Here is a 23,972-nt window from a genome sequence, read left to right as displayed (position 1 = left end):
CGGAGAGGCTGACAATGGATTGAATGGTCAGGGAGGTGTCGACCTTCGGATTCCGTACCTCGTAAGGTCTATCACTGTCGAGAACCTTTGCCCAGAGACCGTTCCTGCGCGATACTCGGTCCATGAGCGAACAGTGGGACGACGCGCACCTCCAGCGCGCTGCCAAGGATCACCTCTGGATGCACTTCACGCGTCACAGCACGTACGACACCGCGGACGTGCCCGTGATCGCGAAGGGGGAGGGTGCATACCTCTTCGACACCGCCGGCAAGCGCTACCTGGACGGGCTCGCCGGCCTCTTCGTCGTCCAGGTGGGGCACGGCCGCGAGGAGCTGGCCGAGGCCGCCGCGAAGCAGGCCCGCGAGCTGTCGTTCATGCCGCTGTGGTCGTACGCGCACCCGCCGGCCATCCAGCTCGCCGAGCGCGTCGCCTCGTACGCCCCCGGCGACCTCAACCGTGTCTTCTTCACCACCGGCGGTGGCGAGGCGGTCGAGTCCGCCTGGAAGCTCGCCAAGCAGTACTACAAGCTGACCGGCAAGCCCACCAAGCACAAGGTGATCAGCCGTCACATCGCCTACCACGGCACCCCGCAGGGCGCCCTGTCGATCACCGGCATCCCCGACATGAAGGCGCCGTTCGAGCCGCTCGTGCCGAGCACCTTCCGCGTCCCGAACACCAACATCTACCGCGCCCCGGAGCACGGCGACGACCCGGAGGCCTTCGGACGCTGGGCAGCCGACCGCATCGCCGAGGCGATCGAGTTCGAGGGCCCCGACACGGTCGCGGCGGTGTTCCTCGAGCCCGTCCAGAACGCGGGCGGCTGCTTCCCTCCCCCGCCGGGATACTTCCAGCGGGTCCGCGAGATCTGCGACGAGTACGACGTCCTGCTCGTCTCCGACGAGGTCATCTGCGCGTTCGGGCGGCTCGGCGAGATGTTCGGCGCGGTGCGCTACGGCTACCAGCCCGACATCATCACCTGCGCCAAGGGCCTCACCTCCGGCTACGCACCGCTCGGCGCGATGATCGCCTCCGACCGGCTCATGGAGCCGTTCCTGAAGGGTCACACCTCCTTCCTCCACGGCTACACCTTCGGTGGTCACCCGGTCTCGACCGCGGTCGCGATGGCCAACCTCGACATCTTCGAGCGCGAGGGCATCAACGAGGGCGTCCGCGCCAACGAGGACGGCTTCCGGTCGACGCTCGAGAAGCTCCTCGACCTCGACATCGTCGGCGACGTGCGCGGCGACGGCTTCTTCTACGGGATCGAGCTGGTCAAGGACAAGGCGACCAAGGAGACCTTCAACGAGGACGAGTCCGAGCGCCTGCTGCGCGGCTTCCTCTCCAAGGCGCTGTACGACGCGGGCCTCTACTGCCGCGCCGACGACCGTGGCGATCCGGTCATCCAGCTGGCTCCGCCGCTGATCTGCGACCAGGAGCACTTCGACGAGATGGAGGGCATCCTGCGCTCCGTGATCACCCAGGGCCAGAACCTGCTCTGACCCGTACGACCCGCGGAAGCCGCTGCCCCAGGTACCCCGGGGCAGCGGCTTCTGTCCGTCTCCCTCAGGTGGCGTCGTCGAGCTGGGCGGTCAACCAGTCGAACGCCGTGCTCCCACGGGCAGCGGATCCGGCGGCCGAAGGTCGCCAGCCAGGGCCCCATGTCGCGGGGTCGTCGTCGATCACTCCACTGACAAGGTCTCCCGACTCGTCCTCGAGGATGAGGCCCTGAACGTCGGGTTGAGTGACGACGGCCCCTCCAGGTAGACCGGCGTTCACGTTCTCGTGCCGCCACGTCGGGTCGTCCGCGTGCGGCGCTCGACTCGCGGTCGTTCCCATGACGGCGATCCGCACTCCGGGAGGGGCCGCCTGCTCAAGCTCGTCGACCGTGAGGACGCTGGACGGGGCACCCGGCTCGCGGGTCGGGCTTCCGTCCGGTCCGACGACCTCGTAGCCGCGGAGGACACGGACGAACACCTTCGCGCCGTGAACGCCCGGCGCCCTCACGTACGCCTGATCGACGTCGACGGCGAGGATCGCCCAGCGCTGCGCGTCCTCGTCGTCGTACGCATCGACTCCCGGTTCCCACGAGGCGATCGTGCCCGTGACGACCACAGGTGACGTCGCCACGACCTCGAGGGGAGATTCGCGGACGTCGAAGTCGAAGCTGCGGCCTCCGTCGCCGGTCAATGTGCGCTCATCAACATCGGGACGGGACCCAGCTGTTGGCGCGGGGACGCCATCGGCCGTTGACTCCGCTCCCCCTGCCTCCGCTCCCCCTGACTGTGTCGTACTGCAGCCTGCGAGGAGCGTCGCTGCGAGCCCGGTCGCCACGAGTGCGCCGCGGGATGGTCTGGTCGTTCGAGACCTCATGGGATCTCCTATCCGAACCACGGATCGATGTGCGAGCTTCGATGGTGAGGATCGTAGAGGGTATTCCACGCCTCACCATTGGCGTTCCCGGATCGCAGGCAACTGTCAAGTGTCTCCACATGTGCTTGCGGCTCAGACTTACTCGGCAACGGTCGCAGTAGTTCGGCTTCACGGACGTCCCCCGCGTACGGAGGTGGCTAGGCCGCGACCTTCGACTGCCGGCGCCGGGCGACCTCGTTGCCGAGCACGATCAGCACCGCGACCAGGAACATCGCCGTGCCGATGACGTTGACCTGCATCGGGATGCCGCGCTGCGCGGCACCCCACACGTACATCGGGAACGTGACGGTCTGGCCGGCGTTGAGGTTCGTGATGATGAAGTCGTCGAAGGACAGCGAGAAGCTCAGCAGGGCCGCGCCCAGGATGCCCGGGAACACCAGCGGGAACGTGACCCGCCAGAACGTCTGGTTCTCCGTCGCATAGAGATCCATCGCGGCCTGCTCCAGATTGTCGTCCAGCCCCGACAACCGCGCTCGGACCGTGATGATCACGAAGGACAGGCAGAACGTCACGTGGGCGACGAAGATCGTCCAGAACCCCAGCTGGCCGCCGAACCCGGCCGAGACGAACAGCGCGAGCAACGACGACCCGAGCACGATCTCCGGCGCGGCCATCGGCAGGATGATGAGGGTGTTGAGCGGGCCGCGACCGACGAACCGGTGTCGCACGAGCGCGAACGCGGCGAGGGTCCCGAGGATGGTGGCGACCACCGTCGCGAGCAGCGCGATCTCGACGCTGCGGACCACCGACGAGCACATCCCCGAGGGGTCGCACGGGTTGAGCCAGTTGTCCAGCGTGAACCCGTCGAACCGGTAGACGTTGCGCGACGCCTGGTCGTTGAAGCTCATCAGGCCCACGATCGCCACCGGCACGAACATGTAGACCAGCACCAGCACGCCGAGGGCGAGGACGAGGTGCTCGCCGACCCAGCGGCCGAGCCTGTGCAGCGCACTCATACGAGGTCCTCCGTTCCTGCGCGGCGGATGTAGAACACGACGCCGACCGTGATCACGATCATCAGCGTCATCGACAGCGCGCCGGCGGCGGCATAGTCGCCCTGGTTGGTGAACAGGTTCTGGATGATGTTGCCGATCATCCGCTGGTTGGGACTGCCCAGGAGCTCGGCGTTGATGAAGTCGCCGGCGGCCGGGATGAACGTCAGCAGCGTCCCCGCGACCACCCCCGGCATCGACAGCGGCAGCGTCACCTTGAAGAAGGCGCGCGCCGGCGATGCGTACAGGTCGCCGGCCGCTTCCACGAGCCGGTTGTCGATCTTGTCCAGGCTCGCGAAGAGCGGCAGCACCATGAAGGGGAGGAAGTTGTAGGTGAGTCCCGCGACCACCGCGAACGGCGTCGCGAGCAGACGCCCGTCCTCCCCGAGGATCTGCAGGGTACGCAGTCCCTCGGCGATCCAGCCCTCGTCGGCCAGGATCAGCTTCCACGACAGCGTGCGGAGGAGGAAGCTGGTGAAGAAGGGCGCGATGACGAGGACCAGCATCAGGTTCTTCCAGCGCCCCGCCTTGAACGCGATCGCGTAGGCGAGCACGTAGCCGAGGACGAGGCACGCGACGGTCGCCATCGCGGCGTACCAGAACGACCGCAGCAGCGGCCGCCAGTAGGCCTGGATCGTGTCGACGTAGTTGGCGACGTGCCACGTCATGTCGTAGCCGGTCAGGTTCGACCCTGTGGGGTCGTACAGGCTCATCGCGATCAGCGAGTAGAACGGCACGAGGAAGAACAGCGCCAGCCAGAGCGCCGACGGGAGCATCAGCCAGTAGCCGGTGAACCGGCCGCCGCGTCCGCGGACCGTCTCGTGCCCCTCCCCCGGGTCGTCGCTGGACGACCCGAGCCCGACGGCGTCGGGCTCGACCAGCGCCTCCTGCGGCTGGTGGGTCATCAGTCGTCCCCGTCCTCGACGCCGGCCTTCGCGTCCTGGCTCGCGTCGAGCAGGAACGCGTACTCGGGGCGCCACGACAGGTCGACCGGCGTCCCGACCGCGAAGATCGGGCGTCGACCGGTGTTCTGCTCGAACACCATGAGCTCCTGGCCCCACGGCATGCGGACGAGGTACTGGGTGCTGACGCCGACGAAGCTCACGTCGGTCACCACACCCCCCGCGAAGCGGTTGCCCGGTGCGTCGATCTCGCCACCGACCTCGGCGATCATCACCTTCTCCGGGCGGATGCCGACCCAGCCCTTGCCGCCGACGGCGTGGCTGCGCTCGGCCGGGATGGAGACGGTCGTGCCCTGGACCGACACCGTGACGGCGTCACCGTCCGGGCCCAGGATCTCTCCCGCGAGGAGGTTGGACTGGCCGAGGAAGTTCGCCACGAAGGTCGTCCGGGGGTTGTCGTACAGGGCGGCCGGCGGGCCCATCTGCTCGATCACGCCCGCGTTCATCACCGCGACCGTGTCGGCCATGGTCATGGCTTCCTCCTGGTCGTGCGTGACATGGACGAAGGTCCGCCCGACCTCGGTCTGGATCCGCTTGAGCTCGATCTGCATGCCGCGTCGCAGCTTGAGGTCGAGCGCACCGAGCGGCTCGTCGAGGAGGAGCACCTCGGGGCTGTTGATCAAGGCCCGTGCGAGGGCGACGCGCTGCTGCTGGCCACCCGAGAGCTGGGTGGGTTTCTTGTGCCCCTGACCGCCCAGCTCCACCAGGTCGAGCATCTCGGCGACCTTCGCCTTGGTGTCCTTGACGCCGCGCCGCTTGAGCCCGAAGGCGACGTTCTCGGAGACGTCGAGGTGCGGGAAGAGCGCGTAGCTCTGGAAGACGGTGTTCACCGGCCGCTTGTACGGCTTGTCGTAGGTGATGTCGCGGTCGCCCAGGGTGATCGTCCCCGAGGTGGGCGTGTCCAGACCCGCGACCATCCGGAGCGTCGTGGTCTTGCCGCACCCCGACGGACCGAGCAGCGCGAAGAAAGATCCCTGCGGCACGACGAGGTCCAGCGACCGCACCGCGGTGAAGGAGCCGTACGACTTGGTGAGGGCCGTCAGCCGCAGGTCGCGGTTGCTCGCCTCCTGGTCGTCGCGCGTCGTCGCGTCGTCGTCAGCCACCAGTGACATCGGCAAAGTCTCCTTCGTACTCACGCATCGTGAACTCGTCGAGCGCCATGAACGAGTGGGTCATGGCGAGCGTCGCGTCGTCGGGGAAGATCAGCGGGTCGGACGCCATGTCGGGATCGATCTTCTCCATCTCGGCCTGGGCGCCCTCCACGGGGCAGATGTAGTTGACCCACGCCGCGAGCTTGGCGGCCACGTCCGGCCGGTAGTAGTAGTCGATCCACGTCTCGGCGTTGGCCTGGTGCTCGGCCTGGTTGGGGACGAGCATGTTGTCGGCCCAGATCATCAGGCCCTCCTCGGGCACGACGAACTCGATGTTGGGGTCGCCCGCCGCGAGGACGTCGCCCGACCAGGCCTCGCACGCGACGATGTTGCCCGCCGCGAGGTCCTGGACGTAGTCGTTGCCCGTGAAGGCCCGGATCTGCCCGCCGTCGGAGGCACGCCGGAGATCCTCCATCGCGACGCCCCACTCGTCGTCGCTGAAGTCGGCTGGGTCGGCGCCGTTCTTGAGCAGCAGGAAGCCCATGGTGTCGCGCATCTCGGTCAGCAGGCTCACGCGCCCCTTGAGATCCGGCCGCGTCAGGAGGTCGGAGAACGAGCCCACCTCGGAGACCTTGGCCTTGTTGTACGCGATGCCGGTCAACCCGGCCTGCCACGGTGCCGAGTAGGTCCGGTCCGGATCCCAGCCCAGTCCCTGCAGGGACGAGATGAGGTTGTTGTGGAGGTTGGGCACCTTCGCGGCGTCCAGGGGCTGGATCCACCCCATCTCGATCGTCCGTGCCGCGGCCCAGTCGGTGAGCATGAACATGTCGCGGTTCACAGGCTCGCAGGCGCCGAGCTGGTTGACGACCTTCGCGAAGAACTCGTTGTTGTCGTTGACGTCGGCGGTATAGCTGACCTGGATGCCCGTCTCCTTCATGAACTGGTCCATCGTGGTGACGTAGCCGTCGTCGGGCTGGTCGATGTACTCCGGCCAGTTCGAGACGATCAGACGACGGTCCGAGCTGCGGTCCGGTGCCCTGCAGTCGGCCGGGTCCTGCCGGCGGTCAGGTGTGCCGAACATCGGCAGCACGGCGGCGCTCCCGGCGAGGAACGCGGCTCCTCCTACGCCCCGGAGCATCGTCCGGCGGCTCATCTGCCTCACCAAGTGACGCGACCTCGATCCGTACGGGGTGCCTCACGGGCACCGTGGTGGCGTTCGACCTGCGGGGATCGTCACACGTCGGGAGCAACCGGGACAAGGGATTCCGCAGTTGTTTACTGTCTCGCAACGAAATCGCGAGCCAGCGGGGCCGATCTGCCCAGAATGCGTGACAATCACCACGCTGAAACGACTGACGTGCGGAGGCAGAGGACCCGGCGCTCGGGCAGGATGTGCGCATGACGGAGCGCAGGTCCACCAACGGTGTCGTCCTCGACGAGGTCTCCAAGCGCATCATCGCCGAGCTCCAGGTGGACGGCCGGAGGTCGTACGCCGCGATCGGCAAGGCGGTCGGGCTCTCCGAGGCGGCCGTACGCCAACGCGTCCAGAAGCTCACCGACGCCGGCGTGATCCAGATCGTGGCGGTCACCGACCCGCTCGAGCTCGGCTTCGCGCGCCAGGCCATGGTCGGCATCGGGGTCGACGGAGACGTGTTCGCGGTGACCGACGCGCTTGCGGACATCCCCGAGCTGGACTACCTGGTGATCACGACCGGGCGGTTCGACGTGCTGGCCGAGATCGTGTGCGAGAGCGACGACGACCTCCTCGACGTCATCACCAGCAAGATCCGCGCCATCCCGGCGGTCACGCAGACCGAGACGTTCGTCTATCTGCGGCTGCGCAAGCAGACCTACGCGTGGGGCGTGCAGTAGCCCGTCAGGCGCCGGGCAGCACGAGCCCCCGACCGGACATGAGCCCGGCCAGGACGGCGACCACGGTGGCCTCGTCCCACGCCGACCCGAGGGCGGCCGGCTCCTCGTACGGGGTGACGAGGCCGGCACGCTCGTGCACCACCCGGTCCCCGTCACCGGTCACGGCCAGCGCGGTCCCGCCGGCCACCGGGACGACGGGCGCGGGATCGGTGGCCCCGGCCTTCAACGCGGGGTCCCAGGCGACGTCGCGGGTCTCGACAAGAGACCACTCCCCCGGGCGTACGACCACCACCGCACGCGGACGCGCAGGGTCGAGCGCGTCGACGGCGGTCGCGACCACGGGCATCTGCTCCCCGTCGGCGACCACGAGCGCGGGGTCGCTCCGCTCGATCAACGGCGCGGGCTGCTCACCGACCCAGGCCGTCGCTCCGACCCGACCGGCAGCGAGCAGCGCGACGACCGACTCGGGCGAGGGCAGGGACGCCACGGCGACCGCGTCGCGTTCACGCACGCCCAGAGCGCGCATCAACCCACCCATCGCCGCGACCTGCTCCAGCAGCACCGCGTACGAGGTCGTCCCCGTCGGCGCTCGCAGGGCGGGCACCTCGGCGGCTCCCGCGACGACCAGGTGGTCGAGGGCGTCGTAGACGGCGTTGAGCCGACCCGTCGAGGGGTCGGCCGGATCCTTCGGCGGAGTGAACCAGCGAGGTCCGCTCATGGGGCCGTCCTTCCGTCGGGAGCGTCTCCCGGCTCGCCCGGGGTCGTGGGCAGCGCGCACTGCGGGGTGCCGCCCGGAAGCTGGTGACGGTGTGCGGAGATCCACCGGTAGACCGGCCACGCCAACGCCGTCGCCGGTCGTGTCACGAGCACGCGTCCGACCACCGGCCAGGGTGGGCGAGCCGTACGGAGGTAGGCGGCGACAGCCTCGGGCCCAGCGGCCCGACGCCCGGAGTCGACCCACTGGAGGGCCGCCGAGCACTGCACAGCCGTCAGCCCGAGGGCGTCGAGGTCGGCCTGCTGCCAGGCGACGATCCGGGCGCGACGCGACGGCGCCCAGCGCCGCAACCACCGAACCGACGAGGAGCAGAAGCCGCAGTCGCCGTCGAAGACGAGCACCTGAGCAGACATCACATCCCCCGGAACACCGGAGCGCGCTTCTCCGTTCGAGCGAGCGCGGCCTCCCGGACGTCCTCGCTCCCCCAGCACGCCTCCCAGCCGCGGGCGATGCGCTCCGCGGTCTCGGGATCGGTGGGGTCACCGTTGAGGACGAGCTTGTTGTAGGCCAGCGTCAGCGGCGCGAAGGTCGCGATCTCGTGCGCCCACGCCGCTGCGGCGTCGGTGTCACCCAGCCGGTCGACGAGCCCGCGCGAGTACGCGGTCTCGGCGTCGAGCAGGTCTGCGCCGAGCATGAGGGCCTTGGCCGTGCCGGCACCGGCCACTGCCGCCAGCGTGCGGATCGTCCACGCGTCCACCGCCATCCCGTTGCGCGCGGTCGGCACGCCGAACACCGCGGTCGGCGCGGCCACCCGCAGGTCGCACGCGAGGGCGAGCTGAGTCCCGGCGCCGATCGCCGGCCCGTTGACCGCGGCGACGACCGGGATCTCGACCCGGGTCATGGTGCGGAGCATCGCGTACAGGGCGTCGACGAAGTCCGACCCGTACACGCCCGTGAGGTCGGCGCCCGCACAGAAGCTGGTGCCCTGGCCGGTGATCACCATTGCTCGTGACCCGTCGCCGGCCGCGGTCTCGACCGCCTCACGCACCTCGTGGCAGGTGTCGAGGTCGAGGGCGTTGCGGCGCTCGGGCCGGCGCAGCTCCACGGTGGTCACGACTCCGTCGCGGGTCACGTCGATCACGGGTGCTCCTGTCGGTCAGGGGGTACGGCGCAGCGCGCCGTGCTCGTCGCAGATCCGGTCCAGGATGGCAGCCACACCGTCGTCGTCGTTGCTCGGCACCACCTCGTCGACCGTGTCGAGGACGTCGTGGTGGGCGTTGGCGACCGCGAAGGAACGGGAGGCCCAGCGCAGCATCGGCAGGTCGTTCGGCATGTCTCCGACGGCCCAGACCGACTCACGGTCGAAGCCGTTCCCGGCGCACCAGGCCGCCAGCCCGCTCGCTTTGGTGACACCCGGCGCGGTGATCTCGGCGAGGCCGACGGCACCGGAGAAGCCGAGCTCCGCCCGTCCGTCGAGCACGGCCGCCACCCGCCTGTGGAACTCGTCGGGATCACTCCCGTCCAGCTTGGCCAGGAGCTTCCCCGCGGGCTGCGACGCGATGGCGTCCCAGTCGTCGAGGTCGTCGACCTCGGGAGACTCCCGGACGTAGGCGAAGGCCTCCTCGCGGCGCATGCCGTCGGCACGCTCGACCGCCAAGGCGATACCGGGCAACGCCTCCCGCAGCGACGCCCCGAGGTCACGGAGCAGACCGGGGGCGATCGTGCCGTGGTCGGTGACGGTCCGGCTCGCCACGTGGTAGACGAACGCGCCGTTTGCACTGAGCGCCACTCCCCCGGTGGCGTCTCCGACCGCGTCGGCGAACGCGTCCAACCACCGGGGCGGCCTCGCGGTCACGAAGACCGTCGGCACCCCGGACTCCTCCGCGCGGGCGATCGCCTCGCGGGTACGGGGCGACAGGCTGCCGTCGGAGCGCAGCAGCGTCCCGTCGAGGTCGGTGGCGAGCACCGCCGGCAGCCCGGCCCGGCTGAGCCGGTGGGTGGGATCAGGCATCGGCCGCTGCGAGCTGGCCGCACGCCCCGTCGATCTCCTGGCCGCGGGTGTCACGGACCGTCGTCGAGATGCCCTTGGCCTCGAGCCGGCGGACGAACTCCCGCTCGTCCTCGGGCTCGGACGCGGTCCAGATCGAGCCCGGGGTCGGGTTGAGCGGGATCAGGTTGACGTGGACCCAGCCCCAGTCCCCGTAGGAGCGGAGCAGGTCTCCCAGCATGTCCGCACGCCAGGCTTGGTCATTGATGTCCTTGATCAGGGCGTACTCGATCGAGACACGCCGCTTGGTCGTCCGCGCGTAGTCCCACGCTGCCTCGACCGTTTCCGCGACCTTGAAGCGGGTGTTGATCGGGACGAGCTCGTCGCGCAGCTCGTCGTCGGGGGCGTGCAGCGACAGCGCGAGCGTGACGGGGATGCCCTCCTCCGTCAGCTGCTTGATCCGAGGCACCAGCCCGACGGTGCTGACCGTGATGTTGCGGGCCGACATGCCCAGCCCTTCGGGGCCGTCGTCGACCATCCGGCGTACGGCGCCGATCACGGCCTTGTAGTTGGCCATCGGCTCGCCCATGCCCATGAACACGACGTTCGACAGCCGGCCAGGCCCACCGGGGACCTCGCCACGAGCCATCGCCCGGGCTCCGTCCACGACCTGCTCGATGATCTCGCCGGTCGACATGTTGCGCTGCAGCCCACCCTGGCCGGTGGCGCAGAACGGGCACGCCATCCCGCACCCGGCCTGGCTCGACACACAGATCGTCGCGCGGTCGGGGTAGCGCATGAGCACCGACTCGACGAGCGCACCGTCGAAGAGCCGCCAGAGCGTCTTGCGGGTGGTGCCCCGGTCGGCGGTCTGCGTCTTGACGGGCGTGATCAGCTGCGGCATGAGACCGGCGACGAGCTGGTCGCGGATGCCTGCCGGCAGGTCGGTCATCTCGCCGGGGTCGGAGACCAGCCGGGTGAAGTAGTGCGTCGAGAGCTGCTTGGCGCGGTAGCCGGGGAGACCGAGCGCCTCGACGGCCTCCTTGCGGGCGGCGAGGTCGAGGTCGGCCAGGTGACGCGGCGGCTTGCCCCGTCCCTTGGGCTGCTCGAAGACGAGCGGGAGCGGGTTCGGGTTCACGTGAGACATGTCAGGTTCATTGTCCCATCCGCCACCAACCCCGCGCGCCGTCCGGCGGTCAGGCGACGGGGACGAGGAAGTGCAGCACCAGCCAGCAGATCGGCGCGACCGCCAGCAGCGAGTCGAGGCGGTCCATGAGGCCTCCGTGGCCCGGCAGCAGATCGCTCATGTCCTTGATGCCGACATCGCGCTTGATCATCGACTCCGAGAGGTCGCCGAGCGTGGCCATCGCGACCGCGGCCAGACCGAGCAGCACTCCGACCCACCAGCGACCGTCGAGGAGGAGCACCACGCACAGCACGCCGGCGAGCACGCACCCCAGCACCGATCCGGCGAAGCCCTCCCAGGACTTCTTGGGGCTGATCGTGGGAGCCATCGGGTGCTTGCCCAGCTTGTAGCCCGCGGCGTACCCGAAGATGTCGGAGGCGATGGTGACGACGATGAAGGTCACGATCCGCCACGCACCGTCGTCCTCGGCCGCCATCAGGACGACGAAGGACCCGAGCACGGGGACGTACCCGAAGATGAAGACGGCGGCGGAGGTGTCGCGCACGAACCCGTCCGCGCCGCGGGGCATCCGGTAGACGAACACGCCGAGCACCGTCAGAGCGGCACCGATGGCGATCGCCTCCGTGCCACCGACGTACGCCGCGGCCAGCGTCGCCAGACCGCCGGCCATCAGCGGCGGGAGCGGGACGGCGATGCCGGCCTTCGCGAGCGCGGACGAGAGCTCCCAGATCGCCACCGCGCCCGCGGTGACGACCACCAGCACGAACAGCGCCTTCACGAAGAAGAGCGAGATGATGACGGCGCCCGCGAGGCCGACACCGACCCCGATCGCGGCAGGAAGGTCTCGCCCGCCGCGCTGCTGGGGCGCCGCGGGCACGTCTGGTGAGCTCATCAGACCTCGAGCAGCTCCTGCTCCTTGTTCTTGACGAGCTCGTCGATGCGGTCCACGTGCTTCTTGGTGAGCCCGTCGAGGCGCTTCTCGCCGCCGGTCACGTCGTCCTTGCTGATCTCGCCGTCCTTCTCCGCCTTGTCCATCGCCTGCTTCGCGCTGCGGCGGATGTTGCGGACGGCCACCCGGCCCTCTTCGGCCTTGGACTTGGCGAGCTTGATGTATTCCTTGCGGCGCTCCTCGGTCAGCTGCGGGAGGACGAGCCGCAGCACCTTGCCGTCGTCGGTCGGGTTGACGCCGAGGTCGGAGTCACGGATGGCCTTCTCGATCGCGGTCTTGGCACCGATGTCGTACGGGCTCACGATGACGACCCGCGGCTCGGGGATCTGGAACCCCGCGAGCTGCTGGATCGGTGTCGGGGTGCCGTAGTAGTCGGCCGTGATCTTGGCGAACATCGCGGGGTGCGCACGCCCGGTGCGGATCGCGGCGAACTCCTCGCGCGCGTGCTCGACGGCCTTGTCCATCTTGGAGTCAGCGTCGCGCAGGGTCTCGTCAATCACTGGCCTGCTCCTTCGTAGAGGTCTCTGGTCGATCAGTCTGCGTAGACCAGCGTGCCGATCTTCTCACCTCTCAGGACCGAGGAGATGTTGCCGTCTCCCTCGATCCCGAAGACGCGCATCGGCAGCTTGTTCTCCATCAAGAGCGCGAACGCGGTCGCGTCGGCGACCCGCAGCCCGCGCTGGAGCGCTTCGGTGTACGAGATGGAGTCGATCTTGGTGGCGCTGGAGTCCTTGTGGGGATCGGCGGTGTAGACGCCGTCCACACCGTTCTTGCCCATCAGCACCTCGTCGGCCTTGATCTCCAGCGCACGCTGGGCCGAGACCGTGTCGGTGGAGAAGTAGGGCATGCCCGCCCCCGCACCGAAGATCACGACGCGCCCCTTCTCGAGGTGGCGGATCGCCCGACGCGGGATGTACGGCTCCGCGACCTGGCCCATCGTGATGGCGGTCTGGACACGGGTCTCGATGTCACGCTTCTCCAGGAAGTCCTGGAGGGCGAGGCAGTTCATGACGATCCCGAGCATGCCCATGTAGTCGGCACGCGCCCGGTCCATCCCCCGCTGCTGAAGCTCTGCGCCACGGAAGAAGTTGCCGCCCCCGATGACGATCGCGACCTCGACACCGGCCGCGACGCCCTCCGCGATCTGGCGCGCGATCGTGTTGACGACGTCGGGATCGACTCCGAGGCTGCCACCGCCGAACGCCTCGCCGGAGAGCTTGAGGAGCACGCGACGCGCCGGCTCCGCCGGAGGGGCATCCTGCTCCAGCCCGGACGGCACGGAGGCCGGCGGGTCGACTGTCTCGTTCTCGTCCACCACACCGGCCTCCGTATCGCGCGTCGTCGTCAGATCATCCTGCCAAATCGGAGCGCGTCAGGCGCCGATCTCGATGTGCGCGAAGCGCGTGATGCTCAGGCCGGCCTCGTCGAGGACCTGACGCACGGACTTCTTCTGCTCCGTCACCGACGGCTGGTCGAGGAGCACGAAGTCCTTGTAGAACGCGTTGACCTTGCCCTCGACGATCTTGCTGATCGCCTGCTCGGGCTTGCCCTCCTCGCGGGCCGCGGCCTCGGCGATCTCGCGCTCCTTGGCGACGACCTCCGCCGGGACGTCCTCACGCGTGAGGTAGCGCGGGCGCATCGCGGCGACCTGCATGGCCACGCTGCGCGCGACCGTCTCCTCGCCGTCGCCCTCGTACTCGATGAGCACGCCGACGGCCGGCGGAAGGTCGCTCGCGCGACGGTGCAGGTAGGTCGCGACGCGGCCCTTGCCCTCGAGGACCTGGACGCGCCCGAGCTCGAGCTTCTCGCCGATGATCGCGGCGAGGCCAGAGATCCGCTCGGCGACGGTCGAGCCGTCAGCGGTCTTGGTCGACGCGAACTCGGTCGCGTCGGCGGGCTTGGTCTCGTCGGCCAGCGTGGCGAGCTCCTGCGCCAGCGCGACGAACTGCTCGTTCTTGGCGACGAAGTCGGTCTCGGCGTTGAGCTCCACGATCGCGTTGCCCGACGCGGCCACCAGTCCGGCGGTCGCCTGGCGCTCAGCGCCACGCTTGTCGGCCTTGGCCTGACCGTGGACGCGCAGGATCTCGACGGCCTTGTCGTAGTCGCCCTCGGCCTCGGTGAGCGCCTTCTTGGCGTCCATCATGCCCGCGCCGGTGGCGTCGCGGAGCTTCTTCACCTCTGCTGCAGAGATTGCCATCTCTATCTCTCTCGTCTGTGTCCGTGGCCGGAGACCGGCCGAAGTGGTGGTGACGTGTCGCGGGAGCGCTCAGGCCTCGGCGGGCTTGTCGTCGGCGGGCTTGTCCTCGGCCGGCTCGTCGGAGACGGTCGCGTCCTCGGCGGTCGCATCGGCCGGCTTGTCCTCGAGGGCCTCAGCCGTCTCCTCGGCGACCTCGGACGGGGTGTCGTCGGCGCTGGCCGACGACTGGACCTCAGCCTCGGCAGCCTCGGTGGTGACGGGGTCGGTGCCCTGCGCGAGCTCGCGCTCCCACTCCGCCAGCGGCTCGTCGGCAGCGACGGCGCCCGCGGCGGCCGCCTCGGTGCCCTCTGACTCCTTGCCGGCGCCGCGCGACATCAGGCCGTCACCGACGGCGTCGGCGACGACGCGCGTGAGCAGCGTGACGGACCGGATCGCGTCGTCGTTGCCCGGGATCGGGTAGTCGACGTCGTCGGGGTCGCAGTTGGTGTCGAGGATCGCGACGACCGGGATGCCCAGCTTCTTGGCCTCGTCGACCGCCAGGTGCTCCTTCTTGGTGTCGATGATCCACAGCGCCGACGGCGTACGGCTCATGTCGCGGATGCCGCCCAGGGTGCGGTCGAGCTTGTCGTGCTCGCGCTTGAGCTGCAGGAGCTCCTTCTTGGTGCGGCCCGAGCCGGCGACGTCGTCGAAGTCGACCTCGTCGAGCTCCTTGAGGCGCTTGATCCGCTCGTGGACGGTCTGGAAGTTGGTGAGCATGCCGCCCAGCCAGCGGTGGTTCACGTACGGCATGCCGACGCGGGTCGCCTGCTCGGTGATGGCCTCCTGCGCCTGACGCTTGGTCCCGACGAAGAGGATCGTGCCGCCGCGGGCGACGGTCGTCTTGACGAAGTCGTACGCGCGGTCGATGTAGGCCAGCGACTGCTGCAGGTCGATGATGTAGATGCCGTTGCGCTCGGTGAGGATGAAGCGCTTCATCTTGGGGTTCCAGCGGCGGGTCTGGTGCCCGAAGTGGACACCGCTCTCGAGCAGCTGGCGCATGGACACGACGGCCATGGCGTTCCTCTTTCTTGCCAGGGCGCACGGGTGCGCCCGATCCTGGTTGACGTGCCGGCGGCGCCGACACCCTGGCACCCTTGCGCGGACCGCCTCCCGTGTGGGGAGGACCAGGGCCGCACATCCCAGCCTTGCTGGGCGAAGGGCACGCGAAGTCACTCGTCACGCCGGCGTTCCTGGTGAAGGGAACAGCAGACGGTCTGAGCGCTTCTCCCAGTCTAGGACACAGGGTCCAGCCGGCGAAATCCCGGTCCTTCGCGTCAACGGCGGTAGGCGAAGACCTGGCTCACCCAGATGATGCCGCGGCGGTCCCGCCGGACGCCGACCCCGATCCGCCGGTAGCGCGGTTCCAGGATGTTGGCCCGGTGGCCTGGTGAGTTCATCCACGCCCGGACGACCCGGACGGGCCAGCGATAGCCGTAGGCGATGTTCTCCCCCACCTTGTGGCCGCCGCAGGCCCGCAGGACCGGTCGGAGGTTCTGGTGCGTCAGTCGTCCGGTCCGCGCGATGCGGTCGGCACTGCGCTGGGCGTAGCGGTCGAGACACGCGGACCTGCCGAGCGCGCGCAGGCCGCGGGCCGAGCGCGCGCGGTTGGTGTGCCGGACGACTCTCCTCTCGTAGCGCGAGGGGCCGGGAGGAGCCGAGGCCGCGACCGCGGTCACGGCCGTCGCCGTCACGGGGGCGGCCGCGGACGCCCCTTGCGCCGACGTCCACGCCCCGGGCGCCGCCATCAGCACGGCGGTGATGATTGCGACAGGACCGATCCTTCTCATGCGAACCCCCACTCGCAGAACGAGCGACGCCGAGATCGTCCCCAGGTGTCCGCTCGAGATGTTCGTCCACAGATGTCCGACTTGTCCCTACGCTAACCGCGCTGTCTGCGATGGCATCTTCGGATGAACACCCACCGTCTTCGCCTCGTCGCGCTTCCTGTGATGGCCGCGGCCGCCGCCCTCTCTCCCCCGGCAGCCGCCGAGGAGTCGTCCTGGTCGTGGCCCCTGGAGCCGCGACCGTCGGTCGTCCGCGCCTACGAGGCCCCCACCGGCCCGTACGCCGCCGGTCACCGCGGGGTCGACCAGGCTGCGGCGCCGGGCGCGATCGTCCGGGCGGTGGACGGCGGGGTGGTGGCGTTCGCCGGCCGGGTCGCCGGCGTCGAGGTGGTCAGCGTCGACCACGACGGCGTGCGCTCGACGTACCAACCGGTCGGCGCCGACGTCGTGAAGGGCGACCGCGTCGCTCGCGGCGCCGTCCTCGGCAGGGTCCTCCTCGCGGGCGGACACTGCTTTCCCGTCGCCTGCCTGCACCTCGGTCGTCGTCACGGGCGCGCGTACGCCGATCCGCTCGCGCTCCTCGGCCGTGCGGCTGCGGTGCGGCTCGTGACGCCGTACGGACCGCCACCGGCGCCGCCGCCGACCCCGGCACTGGGACGTGGCACCCCGGGAGGGCTGGTCCATCCGGTAGACGGTCCGATCAGCTCCCCGTTCGGGATGCGCGTGCACCCGGTCTCCGGAGAGCTCCGACTGCACGACGGCACGGACTTCGCGGTCCCGTGCGGGACGCCGGTCCGGTCGGCGGCGGCGGGACGCGTGGTCGGCTCGGGGTACGACCCCGCGTACGGCAACCGAGTGGTGGTCGAGCACGGCGGCGGGCTGTCGACCACTTACAACCATCTGATCCGGCCGGGCACAGCCGCCGGCACGTCGGTCGAGGCAGGCACCGTCGTGGGGTCGGTCGGGTCCACCGGCTTCTCGACCGGTTGCCACCTGCACTTCATGGTCGTCGACGAGGGACACCCGGTGGATCCGACCTCCATGCTGTAGACGACGAGACCCGCCGGGTGTGCACCCGGCGGGTCTCGTCCGTCAGCGGTGGCCTGTCAGCCGAGTGCCGCCAGCGCGTCGTTCAGGGTCTTCGAGGGCCGCATGACCGACGACGCGAGTGCGTCATCGGGGCGGAAGTAGCCGCCGATGTCCACGGGCGAGCCCTGGACCCCGATGAGCTCCTCGGTGATCGCCTGCTCGTTGGCAGCGAGCTGCTCTGCCAACGACGCGAACGCCGCCGCGAGCTCGGCGTCCTCGGTCTGAGAGGCCAGCTCCTGCGCCCAGTAGAGCGCGAGGTAGAAGTGGCTTCCACGGTTGTCGATCCCGCCGACGCGGCGGCTGGGCGACTTGTTCTCGTTGAGGAAGGTGCCGGTCGCTCGGTCGAGCGTGTCGGCGAGAACCTGAGCCTTCGGGTTGTCGGTGACCTGGGCGAGGTGCTCCAGGCTGACGGCCAGGGCGAGGAACTCGCCGAGACTGTCCCACCGAAGGTAGTTCTCCTTGATGAGCTGCTGCACGTGCTTGGGCGCTGAGCCGCCGGCGCCGGTCTCGAAGAGACCACCTCCGTTGATGAGCGGCACCACCGAGAGCATCTTGGCGCTCGTCCCCAGCTCCAGGATCGGGAACAGGTCGGTCAGGTAGTCGCGGAGGACGTTGCCCGTGACCGAGATGGTGTCCTCGCCCTTGCGGATGCGCTCCAGCGAGAACGCCGTCGCGTCGACCGGGGACATGATCTCGATCTGGAGACCGTCGGTGTCGTGGTCGGCGAGATAGGTCGTCACCTTCTCGATGAGGTTGCGGTCGTGCGCCCGCGACTCGTCGAGCCAGAAGACCGCAGGGGCGCCGGTGGCGCGGGCCCGCGTCACGGCGAGCTTGACCCAGTCGCGGATCGGGACGTCCTTGGTCTGGCACATGCGCCAGATGTCGCCCTGGGAGACCGGGTGCTCGAAGACGACCGAGCCGTCCTGGTCGGTCACGCGGACCGTGCCGGCAGCGGGGATCTCGAACGTCTTGTCGTGGCTGCCGTACTCCTCTGCTGCCTGCGCCATGAGGCCGACGTTGGGTACGGAGCCCATCGTCGTCGGGTCGTACGCGCCGTGAGCCCGGCAGTCGTCGAGGACGACCTGGTAGATGCCGGCATAGCTGCTGTCGGGGATGACCGCCAGCGTGTCGGCCTCGACGCCGTCCGGTCCCCACATGTGACCCGAGGTACGGATCATCGCGGGCATGGACGCGTCGACGATGACGTCGCTCGGGACGTGCAGGTTGGTGATCCCCTTGTCGGAGTCGACCATCGCGAGCGCGGGACCGTCCGCGATCCCCTGCTCGATCGCGGCCTGCACGGCATCGCGGCTGTCGGCCGGGAGCGTCCCGAGACCGGAGACGATGCTGCCGAGACCGTTGTTGGGGCTCAGGCCGGCCGCGGCGAGCGCCTCGCCGTGCTCGGCGAACAGCTCGGGGAAGAACGCCTGCACGACGTGCCCGAAGATGATCGGGTCGGAGACCTTCATCATCGTGGCCTTGAGGTGGACGGAGAACAGGACGCCCTCCGCCTTCGCCCGCGCAATCTGCGCGGTCAGGAACTCACGCAGTGCGGCGACGTCCATGGCGGTCGCATCGACGACCTCGCCGGCGAGCACCGGCACCGACTCGCGCAGCACGGTGGTCGAGCCGTCCTCGGCGACCAGCTCGATCCGCAGCGAGCCGTCCTTGTCGATCACGGCGGACTTCTCGTTGGACCGGAAGTCGCCCGAGTCCATGTGTGCGACGTTGGTCTTGGAGTCGGCACTCCACGCGCCCATCGAGTGCGGGTGCTGGCGGGCGTACTGCTTGACCGACGCCGGCGCCCGGCGGTCGGAGTTGCCCTCGCGGAGCACCGGGTTGACGGCACTGCCCTTGACCTTGTCATAACGGGCGCGCACGTCGCGGGCCTCGTCGGTCGACGGATCGTCGGGGTAGTCGGGGATCGCGTACCCCTGGCCCTGCAGCTCGGTGATGGCGGCCTTCAGCTGAGGAACCGACGCACTGATGTTGGGGAGCTTGATGATGTTGGCCTCGGGCCGCTTCGCGAGGTCGCCGAGCTCGACGAGGGCGTCACCGACCTGCTGCTCGGGCGGGAGGCGGTCGGGGAACTGCGCGAGGATCCGCCCGGCGAGGGAGATGTCGCGGCTCTCCACCGTGACGCCCGCCTTGGCCGCGTAGGCCTGGATGATCGGGAGGAACGAGTACGTCGCGAGCAGCGGCGCTTCGTCCGTGTGGGTGTAGATGACCTTCGAGTCCAACTCCGAGGCTCCATTCCTGCGTTCGACCATCCCGCTTCCCAGGATGGTTCGGCGTGCTGGGGGGTCTAGTCCTACGAGCCCGCGCGCGGCGCGGGAGGGGACGCACCAGGTGCTGATGGTCCGCCGGTAGGAAGGCGCTCCACAGGCAGCCTACTTCGTCGCGGCTGCCCCGCCCGACGCGGGAAGAGTCTCTCGCACTGCCGGTCAGGCCCGCGGGTGTGCCTGGGCGTAGGCGCTGCGCAGCCGCTCGGAGCTCACGTGGGTGTAGAGCTGGGTGGTCGCGAGCGACGCGTGGCCGAGGAGCTCTTGGACGCTGCGCAGGTCGGCGCCGCCCTCCAGAAGGTGCGTGGCGGCGGTGTGGCGGAGTCCGTGCGGGCCGAGGTCGGGGGCGTCGTCGACGTCGGCGAGGCGGGAGTGGACCATCCGGCGGATCGTCCGGGGGTCGACGCGCCCGCCCCGTCGGCCGAGGAAGAGCGCAGGCCCGCTCCCGGCGACCACCAGCTCCGGCCGGACCGTCAACCACCGGTCGACGGCGCGACCGGCCGGGCGACCGAACGGCACGCTGCGTTCCTTGTCGCCCTTGCCGACGACCCGCACCACGTCGCGCGAACGGTCGACGTCGTCGATGTCGAGCCCGCACAGCTCGCCGACCCGGATGCCGGTCGCGTAGAGGAGCTCGAGGACCGCCACGTCGCGCACCGCGACGGGGTCGGAGTCCGACGGGTGCGCAGGTCGTGGAGCGCCCGCCTCCGCCTCGTCGTCGGCGCCGCCCGGACCTCCGGTGGCGACCGCGGCGGCCGAGTCGAGGAGGGCGCGCACCTCGTCCTGGCGGAGGACGCCGGGCAGCTCGCGGTGCCGCTTGGGGTTGACCAGCAACGCGCCGGCGTCCTGGTCGGCGCGACCGGTGCGCACCAGCCACGCCGTGAAGCGACGGACGGCTGCCGCCCGACGCGCCAGCGTGCTCCGGGCTCGGCCGCGGACCTGCTGTGCGGCAAGGAAGCTCCGCAGCGACCTCAGCTCGAGCAACGCCGGATCGCGGACGCCGAGCGCCTCCGCATGGGCGGCCAGCAGGTCGAGGTCGCCGGCGTACGCGCGCACCGTGTGCTCGCTCAGCCCACGCTCGGAGCGCAGATGCCGCGTGTAGGCCTCGAGGGCGTCGGTCCAGGCAGGACTGCGGTCGGTCGTGGCCATGACCCGAGTGTGACGGTGGGTCGCGTGACCTCCAAGCGGGCACGCCGTCACCGGTCCTGGTCCCCGGCGGCAGGGTCTCCGGCCCTCTCGCCCGCGCCATCGCCGGCGCGCGCGAGGTCGGCGCGCCGCGCAAGGTGCCATCCCCGACCCGACGGCCGGACGAATCCGCTTCGCTCCAGATGGTCGAGTGCTGCGGCGACCGCCTCCGGGGACGCACCGGCATGCCAGGCGATCTCGTCGGTGGTCCGGGGTCCCTGCGCAGGCAGGGCCTCGATCACGGCCCGTGACGTCGGGTCGAGACCGTCCCAGACGGTCGCTGGTGCCGACGGTGGGGTGGCGTCACGACGCCCGAGCACGTCGAGGTCCTCGAGGACCTCCGCGCCGTTGGTGACGAGCACGGCACGACCCTCGCGGATCGCCTGGTGCACGCCGACCGACGACTGGTGCGCCACCGGGCCGGGCACGGCCATGGTCAGCCGACCGAGCTCGTTGGCCCAGCTCAGCGTGTTGAGCGCTCCGCTGCGTCGCGCCGCCTCGACGACGACGGTGCCTTGGGTGAGACCTGCGATGATCCGGTTGCGCGTGAGGAACCGCGACCGGGTGGGAGTCGCGCCGGGCGGATGCTCGCTCACCAGCAGCCCGGACTCGGAGATCGCGCGCAGCAGGCTCGCGTGGGCACGGGGGTAGTCGATGTCGAGGCCGCAGGCCAGGACCGCGACCGTTGGCCCGCCGAGGGCCAGCGCACCACGGTGCGCCGCTGCGTCGATGCCGAACGCCGCCCCGCTCACCACCGCTGTCCCGGCGTCCACGAGGTCGGCCGCCAGGTCCCCCGCCACGTCACGGCCGTAGGTCGTCGCGTCGCGCGCTCCCACGACGGCAGCCGACCGAGCGGTCAGGTCGTCGAGACGGCCCCGGCCGCGGACCCAGAGGCCGAGCGGGCGCCCGACGACCCCCGACACGGCACCGACCTGATCGAGGTCGTCCAACCGCTCCGGCCAGCCTGCATCTCCGGGGCAGACCCAGCGCAGCCCGGCACCGCGCGCGACGGTGACTGTTGCCTCGAGCCGCGTGTCGAGTGCGACGGCACGAGCACGCCAGGCTTCCGGTGTCCCCGCGTCTGCGGACGTCACTGCGGCCAGCAGCTCCGTCGGCGTGCGCTCGAGCAGGCCGGCGGCCAGCCTCGGATCACCGGGCTCGGCCACCAGGCTCAGCCCGAGGCGGGCGCGCCGCTCGTCTCGCCGACCACGGGGCGACACGCCGTCCTGCTCTGTCGCAGTCACGCGGTCACCCGCTCCCACAGGGAGCCCTCGGGTGTGGTGCCGCGCCGCAGCGCCGTCGCCGTCTCCAGGTCGTCGTCGTCGGGTGCCGGCCGTTGTCGCAGGTCGGCCACCGTCCACGCGACCCGGAGAAGGCGGTCGGCCGTCCGGGCGTTGACCGTCCCCGCCCGGACCAGCCGACCGACAGCCACCACGAGACGTGTCGGGGTCGGGAGGTCACGACGTAGCGCAGCGCCGGGCACATCGGCGTTGGTCCGCCACGGCGTGTCCTCGAGCCGTCGACGCTGACGGTCTCTCGCCTCGACGACCCGTTGCGCGACGACCTTCGACGACTCGGGCTGCTCCGCACCCGGTCCGTAGTGGTGGGCCGAGACAGGACCGACCTCGCGCTGGAGGTCGATACGGTCGCGGACCGGTGCGGACAGACGCTCGCCGTAGCGTCGCTTGACCACCGCGCTGCACTCGCACAGCTCACCGGTCCGCCGACCGCACGGACACGGGTTGGCAGCGAGGACCAGCAGGAACCGTGCCGGGAACTCCGCGGTCTGGACCGCACGGGACACGGTCACGCGCCCGCTCTCGAGCGGTTGACGCAGGCCGTCGATCACGTCGCGACGAAACTCCGGGGCCTCGTCGAGGAACAGCACCCCGTGGTGCGCCAGCGACATCGCACCAGGCCTCACGGTGCGGCTCCCTCCCCCGACCAGCGCCGCCGCCGACGCCGTGTGGTGGGGGTCGACGAACGGAGGTCGACGCAGCAGCGGCGCGTCGGGAGAGAGCATCCCCCCGACCGAGTAGACGGCGCTCGTCTCCATCGCCTGCTCGTCGTCGAGGTCCGGCAACAGGGACGGGAGTCGCTGCGCGAGCATGGTCTTGCCGACCCCTGGCGGACCCGAGAGGAGCAGGTGGTGGGCACCCGCCGCCGCCACGACGAGGGCAGCACGCGCGTCGTCCTGCCCCGCGACGTCGGCGAGGTCGAGCCCCTCGAACCGGTCCGGGCGCGCCGCTTCACCGGGCACCAGGGCGTCGACCGGAGGGTCGTCCGGGGGATCCTCGCCGCGGAGCAGCGCGGCGGTCTGACGCAGCGACCGCACGCCGAGCACCCGCGCGCCCGCGACGACGGAGGCCTCGGCAGCGTTGGACTCCGGAACGATGACGAGCCCGCAGCCTGCTGCCACCGCCGCGGCGGTCGCCGGCAGGACGCCCGCAACGGCACGCAGCCGCCCGTCCAGTCCGAGCTCACCGAGCACGGCCGCGCTCGCGAGCCTCTCCTGGGGCACGTGCCCTTGGCTGGCGAGGACGGCGAGCGCGATGCCGAGGTCGAAGTGGGAGCCCGCCTTGGGGAGCCAGGCAGGTGACAGGTTGATGGTGACCTTGGTGTCGGGCCACGCGAACCGGCTGTTGGCGATGGCGGCACGGCAACGATCACGGGACTCCGCGAGCGAGGCGTCCGGCAACCCGACCAGCGTCGTCCGGGGCAGCCCGGGGCTCACGTCGACCTCGATGTCGATGACCCGGCCCCGCATCCCCTCCAGCGACACCGACATGGTCCGGCCCAGGCCCGTCACGCCGCACCCACCACGTGCGTGATCTCGGCCGCTCCACGCGCGGGGACGACGACTGCGACGACGTCGATGCGCACGAGTCCGGCACCGGGCTGATGCTCGGACAGGTAGACGCCCGCGAGACGCCGGAGGCGTGCTGCCTTCTGGGGGGTCACGGCCTCCAGCGGGGTCCCGTACGCGGCGCTCCGGCGGGTCTTGACCTCACAGAAGACGAGCGCGTCGTCGTCCTGGGCGACGATGTCGATCTCACCCCACCGGCACCGCCAGTTGCGGTCGATGACCCGCATGCCTTGGGCACGCAGATAGTCGGCCGCGACGTTCTCGCCGTGCACCCCGACCGCGCGCCGCTGCTCATAGCTCGATGCCATGTCGCCACCTCCACGGACAAGGTGGCGCCTTCCGGCACGACCGGGACGCACGCCATCCGCGCCTGGGGACGAGCACC

At 70.3% G+C, this 23,972-nt stretch carries 24 protein-coding genes; 3 read left to right on the top strand and 21 right to left on the bottom strand.

Going from position 1 to position 23,972, the window contains the following annotated elements:
* Positions 1 to 122 precede the first annotated feature (122 nt).
* Positions 123 to 1,499: an aspartate aminotransferase family protein gene (locus tag KV102_RS16555; RefSeq protein WP_220346940.1), complete on the top strand. Its 1,377-nt coding sequence runs from the start codon at positions 123 to 125 to the stop codon at positions 1,497 to 1,499.
* A 64-nt stretch (positions 1,500 to 1,563) separates the two neighbouring features.
* Here the strand turns inward: KV102_RS16555 and KV102_RS16550 are convergent, their stop codons facing one another.
* From KV102_RS16550 to KV102_RS16530, 5 genes are all read right to left on the bottom strand, one after another.
* Entirely contained in the window at positions 1,564 to 2,187 is a 624-nt protein-coding gene (locus KV102_RS16550) for a hypothetical protein (protein WP_220346939.1), read from the bottom strand.
* Between the two features lie 380 nt (positions 2,188 to 2,567).
* On the bottom strand, positions 2,568 to 3,386 hold the full coding sequence (locus KV102_RS16545) for an ABC transporter permease (protein WP_255561181.1): 819 nt from the start codon (positions 3,384 to 3,386) through the stop codon (positions 2,568 to 2,570).
* On the bottom strand, positions 3,383 to 4,327 hold the full coding sequence (locus KV102_RS16540) for an ABC transporter permease (RefSeq protein WP_220346938.1): 945 nt from the start codon (positions 4,325 to 4,327) through the stop codon (positions 3,383 to 3,385). Before KV102_RS16540 ends, KV102_RS16545 begins: the two co-directional genes overlap by 4 nt.
* Positions 4,327 to 5,496 carry an ABC transporter ATP-binding protein gene (locus tag KV102_RS16535; protein ID WP_220341307.1) on the bottom strand — a complete coding sequence of 390 codons (1,170 nt, stop codon included), beginning with the start codon at positions 5,494 to 5,496 and terminating at the stop codon, positions 4,327 to 4,329. The genes KV102_RS16540 and KV102_RS16535 overlap by 1 nt, the downstream gene beginning before the upstream one ends.
* Positions 5,480 to 6,628, bottom strand: coding sequence for a PotD/PotF family extracellular solute-binding protein (locus KV102_RS16530; RefSeq protein ID WP_220346937.1), 1,149 nt, complete (start codon positions 6,626 to 6,628; stop codon positions 5,480 to 5,482). Before KV102_RS16530 ends, KV102_RS16535 begins: the two co-directional genes overlap by 17 nt.
* Positions 6,629 to 6,873: 245 nt before the next feature.
* Between KV102_RS16530 and KV102_RS16525 the strand changes: the two genes are divergently transcribed.
* Complete coding sequence (locus tag KV102_RS16525; protein WP_220346936.1) at positions 6,874 to 7,347, top strand: Lrp/AsnC family transcriptional regulator; 474 nt, start codon at positions 6,874 to 6,876, stop codon at positions 7,345 to 7,347.
* A 4-nt stretch (positions 7,348 to 7,351) separates the two neighbouring features.
* Here KV102_RS16525 and KV102_RS16520 read toward each other — a convergent pair whose 3' ends face one another.
* From KV102_RS16520 to KV102_RS16470, 11 genes are all read right to left on the bottom strand, one after another.
* Positions 7,352 to 8,065, bottom strand: coding sequence for an AMP-binding protein (locus KV102_RS16520; RefSeq protein WP_220341304.1), 714 nt, complete (start codon positions 8,063 to 8,065; stop codon positions 7,352 to 7,354).
* The gene (locus KV102_RS16515; RefSeq protein WP_220346935.1) at positions 8,062 to 8,475 is read right to left on the bottom strand and encodes a thiol-disulfide oxidoreductase DCC family protein; all 414 of its coding nucleotides are present in this window, start codon (positions 8,473 to 8,475) and stop codon (positions 8,062 to 8,064) included. Before KV102_RS16515 ends, KV102_RS16520 begins: the two co-directional genes overlap by 4 nt.
* Entirely contained in the window at positions 8,475 to 9,203 is a 729-nt protein-coding gene (locus KV102_RS16510) for an enoyl-CoA hydratase (RefSeq protein ID WP_220346934.1), read from the bottom strand. The genes KV102_RS16515 and KV102_RS16510 overlap by 1 nt, the downstream gene beginning before the upstream one ends.
* A 15-nt stretch (positions 9,204 to 9,218) precedes the next feature.
* Positions 9,219 to 10,073, bottom strand: coding sequence for an HAD family hydrolase (locus tag KV102_RS16505; RefSeq protein WP_220341301.1), 855 nt, complete (start codon positions 10,071 to 10,073; stop codon positions 9,219 to 9,221).
* Complete coding sequence (rlmN, locus tag KV102_RS16500; protein WP_220346933.1) at positions 10,066 to 11,196, bottom strand: 23S rRNA (adenine(2503)-C(2))-methyltransferase RlmN; 1,131 nt, start codon at positions 11,194 to 11,196, stop codon at positions 10,066 to 10,068. The genes KV102_RS16505 and rlmN overlap by 8 nt, the downstream gene beginning before the upstream one ends.
* A gap of 49 nt (positions 11,197 to 11,245) precedes the next feature.
* Positions 11,246 to 12,088, bottom strand: coding sequence for a phosphatidate cytidylyltransferase (locus KV102_RS16495; protein ID WP_220341299.1), 843 nt, complete (start codon positions 12,086 to 12,088; stop codon positions 11,246 to 11,248).
* On the bottom strand, positions 12,088 to 12,642 hold the full coding sequence (gene frr, locus KV102_RS16490; protein ID WP_220342466.1) for a ribosome recycling factor: 555 nt from the start codon (positions 12,640 to 12,642) through the stop codon (positions 12,088 to 12,090). The genes KV102_RS16495 and frr overlap by 1 nt, the downstream gene beginning before the upstream one ends.
* 35 nt (positions 12,643 to 12,677) lie before the next feature.
* Positions 12,678 to 13,412: a UMP kinase gene (gene pyrH / locus KV102_RS16485; RefSeq protein ID WP_220342465.1), complete on the bottom strand. Its 735-nt coding sequence runs from the start codon at positions 13,410 to 13,412 to the stop codon at positions 12,678 to 12,680.
* 105 nt (positions 13,413 to 13,517) lie between these two features.
* The gene (gene tsf / locus KV102_RS16480) at positions 13,518 to 14,342 is read right to left on the bottom strand and encodes a translation elongation factor Ts (RefSeq protein ID WP_220341298.1); all 825 of its coding nucleotides are present in this window, start codon (positions 14,340 to 14,342) and stop codon (positions 13,518 to 13,520) included.
* Between the two features lie 69 nt (positions 14,343 to 14,411).
* Positions 14,412 to 15,395, bottom strand: a complete 984-nt coding sequence (rpsB, locus tag KV102_RS16475) for a 30S ribosomal protein S2 (protein WP_220346932.1) — start codon at positions 15,393 to 15,395, stop codon at positions 14,412 to 14,414.
* A 260-nt stretch (positions 15,396 to 15,655) separates the two neighbouring features.
* Positions 15,656 to 16,168: a CAP domain-containing protein gene (locus KV102_RS16470; RefSeq protein ID WP_220346931.1), complete on the bottom strand. Its 513-nt coding sequence runs from the start codon at positions 16,166 to 16,168 to the stop codon at positions 15,656 to 15,658.
* Between the two features lie 123 nt (positions 16,169 to 16,291).
* Here KV102_RS16470 and KV102_RS16465 point away from each other — a divergent pair, with 123 nt between their 5' ends.
* The gene (locus tag KV102_RS16465) at positions 16,292 to 17,215 is read left to right on the top strand and encodes a M23 family metallopeptidase (protein ID WP_220346930.1); all 924 of its coding nucleotides are present in this window, start codon (positions 16,292 to 16,294) and stop codon (positions 17,213 to 17,215) included.
* Between the two features lie 56 nt (positions 17,216 to 17,271).
* On the opposite strand, the gene KV102_RS16460 is transcribed toward KV102_RS16465, so the two are convergent.
* The 5 genes from KV102_RS16460 to KV102_RS16440 form a co-directional block, all read right to left on the bottom strand.
* Positions 17,272 to 19,524, bottom strand: a complete 2,253-nt coding sequence (locus KV102_RS16460) for an NADP-dependent isocitrate dehydrogenase (RefSeq protein WP_220341294.1) — start codon at positions 19,522 to 19,524, stop codon at positions 17,272 to 17,274.
* A 174-nt stretch (positions 19,525 to 19,698) separates the two neighbouring features.
* Complete coding sequence (locus tag KV102_RS16455; RefSeq protein WP_220346929.1) at positions 19,699 to 20,685, bottom strand: tyrosine recombinase XerC; 987 nt, start codon at positions 20,683 to 20,685, stop codon at positions 19,699 to 19,701.
* Between the two features lie 47 nt (positions 20,686 to 20,732).
* Positions 20,733 to 21,965 (bottom strand): DNA-processing protein DprA, encoded by a 1,233-nt coding sequence (gene dprA / locus KV102_RS16450; RefSeq protein ID WP_220341292.1) that lies wholly within the window; start codon positions 21,963 to 21,965, stop codon positions 20,733 to 20,735.
* Positions 21,962 to 23,530, bottom strand: coding sequence for a YifB family Mg chelatase-like AAA ATPase (locus tag KV102_RS16445; protein ID WP_301021654.1), 1,569 nt, complete (start codon positions 23,528 to 23,530; stop codon positions 21,962 to 21,964). Before KV102_RS16445 ends, dprA begins: the two co-directional genes overlap by 4 nt.
* Positions 23,527 to 23,895 (bottom strand): YraN family protein, encoded by a 369-nt coding sequence (locus KV102_RS16440; RefSeq protein WP_220346928.1) that lies wholly within the window; start codon positions 23,893 to 23,895, stop codon positions 23,527 to 23,529. Before KV102_RS16440 ends, KV102_RS16445 begins: the two co-directional genes overlap by 4 nt.
* Between the last annotated feature and the right edge of the window lie 77 nt (positions 23,896 to 23,972).

The sequence above is a fragment of the Mumia sp. zg.B53 genome (assembly GCF_019550935.1).
Classification (GTDB): domain Bacteria; phylum Actinomycetota; class Actinomycetes; order Propionibacteriales; family Nocardioidaceae; genus Mumia.
Note: the sequence above shows the minus strand (reverse complement) of the source record. Positions and strands in the feature narration are given on the sequence as shown.

Bases quoted from the DNA above. Each gene is read 5' to 3' on its own strand.
- KV102_RS16555 (WP_220346940.1), top strand. From the start codon at position 123: ATGAGCGAACAGTGGGACGACGCGCACCTCCAGCGCGCTGCCAAGGAT.
- KV102_RS16545 (WP_255561181.1), bottom strand. From the start codon at position 3,386: ATGAGTGCGCTGCACAGGCTCGGCCGCTGGGTCGGCGAGCACCTCGTC.
- KV102_RS16540 (WP_220346938.1), bottom strand. From the start codon at position 4,327: ATGACCCACCAGCCGCAGGAGGCGCTGGTCGAGCCCGACGCCGTCGGG.
- KV102_RS16535 (WP_220341307.1), bottom strand. From the start codon at position 5,496: ATGTCACTGGTGGCTGACGACGACGCGACGACGCGCGACGACCAGGAG.
- KV102_RS16530 (WP_220346937.1), bottom strand. From the start codon at position 6,628: ATGAGCCGCCGGACGATGCTCCGGGGCGTAGGAGGAGCCGCGTTCCTC.
- KV102_RS16525 (WP_220346936.1), top strand. From the start codon at position 6,874: ATGACGGAGCGCAGGTCCACCAACGGTGTCGTCCTCGACGAGGTCTCC.
- KV102_RS16520 (WP_220341304.1), bottom strand. From the start codon at position 8,065: ATGAGCGGACCTCGCTGGTTCACTCCGCCGAAGGATCCGGCCGACCCC.
- KV102_RS16515 (WP_220346935.1), bottom strand. From the start codon at position 8,475: ATGTCTGCTCAGGTGCTCGTCTTCGACGGCGACTGCGGCTTCTGCTCC.
- KV102_RS16505 (WP_220341301.1), bottom strand. From the start codon at position 10,073: ATGCCTGATCCCACCCACCGGCTCAGCCGGGCCGGGCTGCCGGCGGTG.
- rlmN (WP_220346933.1), bottom strand. From the start codon at position 11,196: ATGTCTCACGTGAACCCGAACCCGCTCCCGCTCGTCTTCGAGCAGCCC.
- KV102_RS16495 (WP_220341299.1), bottom strand. From the start codon at position 12,088: ATGAGCTCACCAGACGTGCCCGCGGCGCCCCAGCAGCGCGGCGGGCGA.
- tsf (WP_220341298.1), bottom strand. From the start codon at position 14,342: ATGGCAATCTCTGCAGCAGAGGTGAAGAAGCTCCGCGACGCCACCGGC.
- rpsB (WP_220346932.1), bottom strand. From the start codon at position 15,395: ATGGCCGTCGTGTCCATGCGCCAGCTGCTCGAGAGCGGTGTCCACTTC.
- KV102_RS16470 (WP_220346931.1), bottom strand. From the start codon at position 16,168: ATGAGAAGGATCGGTCCTGTCGCAATCATCACCGCCGTGCTGATGGCG.
- KV102_RS16465 (WP_220346930.1), top strand. From the start codon at position 16,292: ATGAACACCCACCGTCTTCGCCTCGTCGCGCTTCCTGTGATGGCCGCG.
- KV102_RS16460 (WP_220341294.1), bottom strand. From the start codon at position 19,524: ATGGTCGAACGCAGGAATGGAGCCTCGGAGTTGGACTCGAAGGTCATC.
- KV102_RS16455 (WP_220346929.1), bottom strand. From the start codon at position 20,685: ATGGCCACGACCGACCGCAGTCCTGCCTGGACCGACGCCCTCGAGGCC.
- KV102_RS16440 (WP_220346928.1), bottom strand. From the start codon at position 23,895: ATGGCATCGAGCTATGAGCAGCGGCGCGCGGTCGGGGTGCACGGCGAG.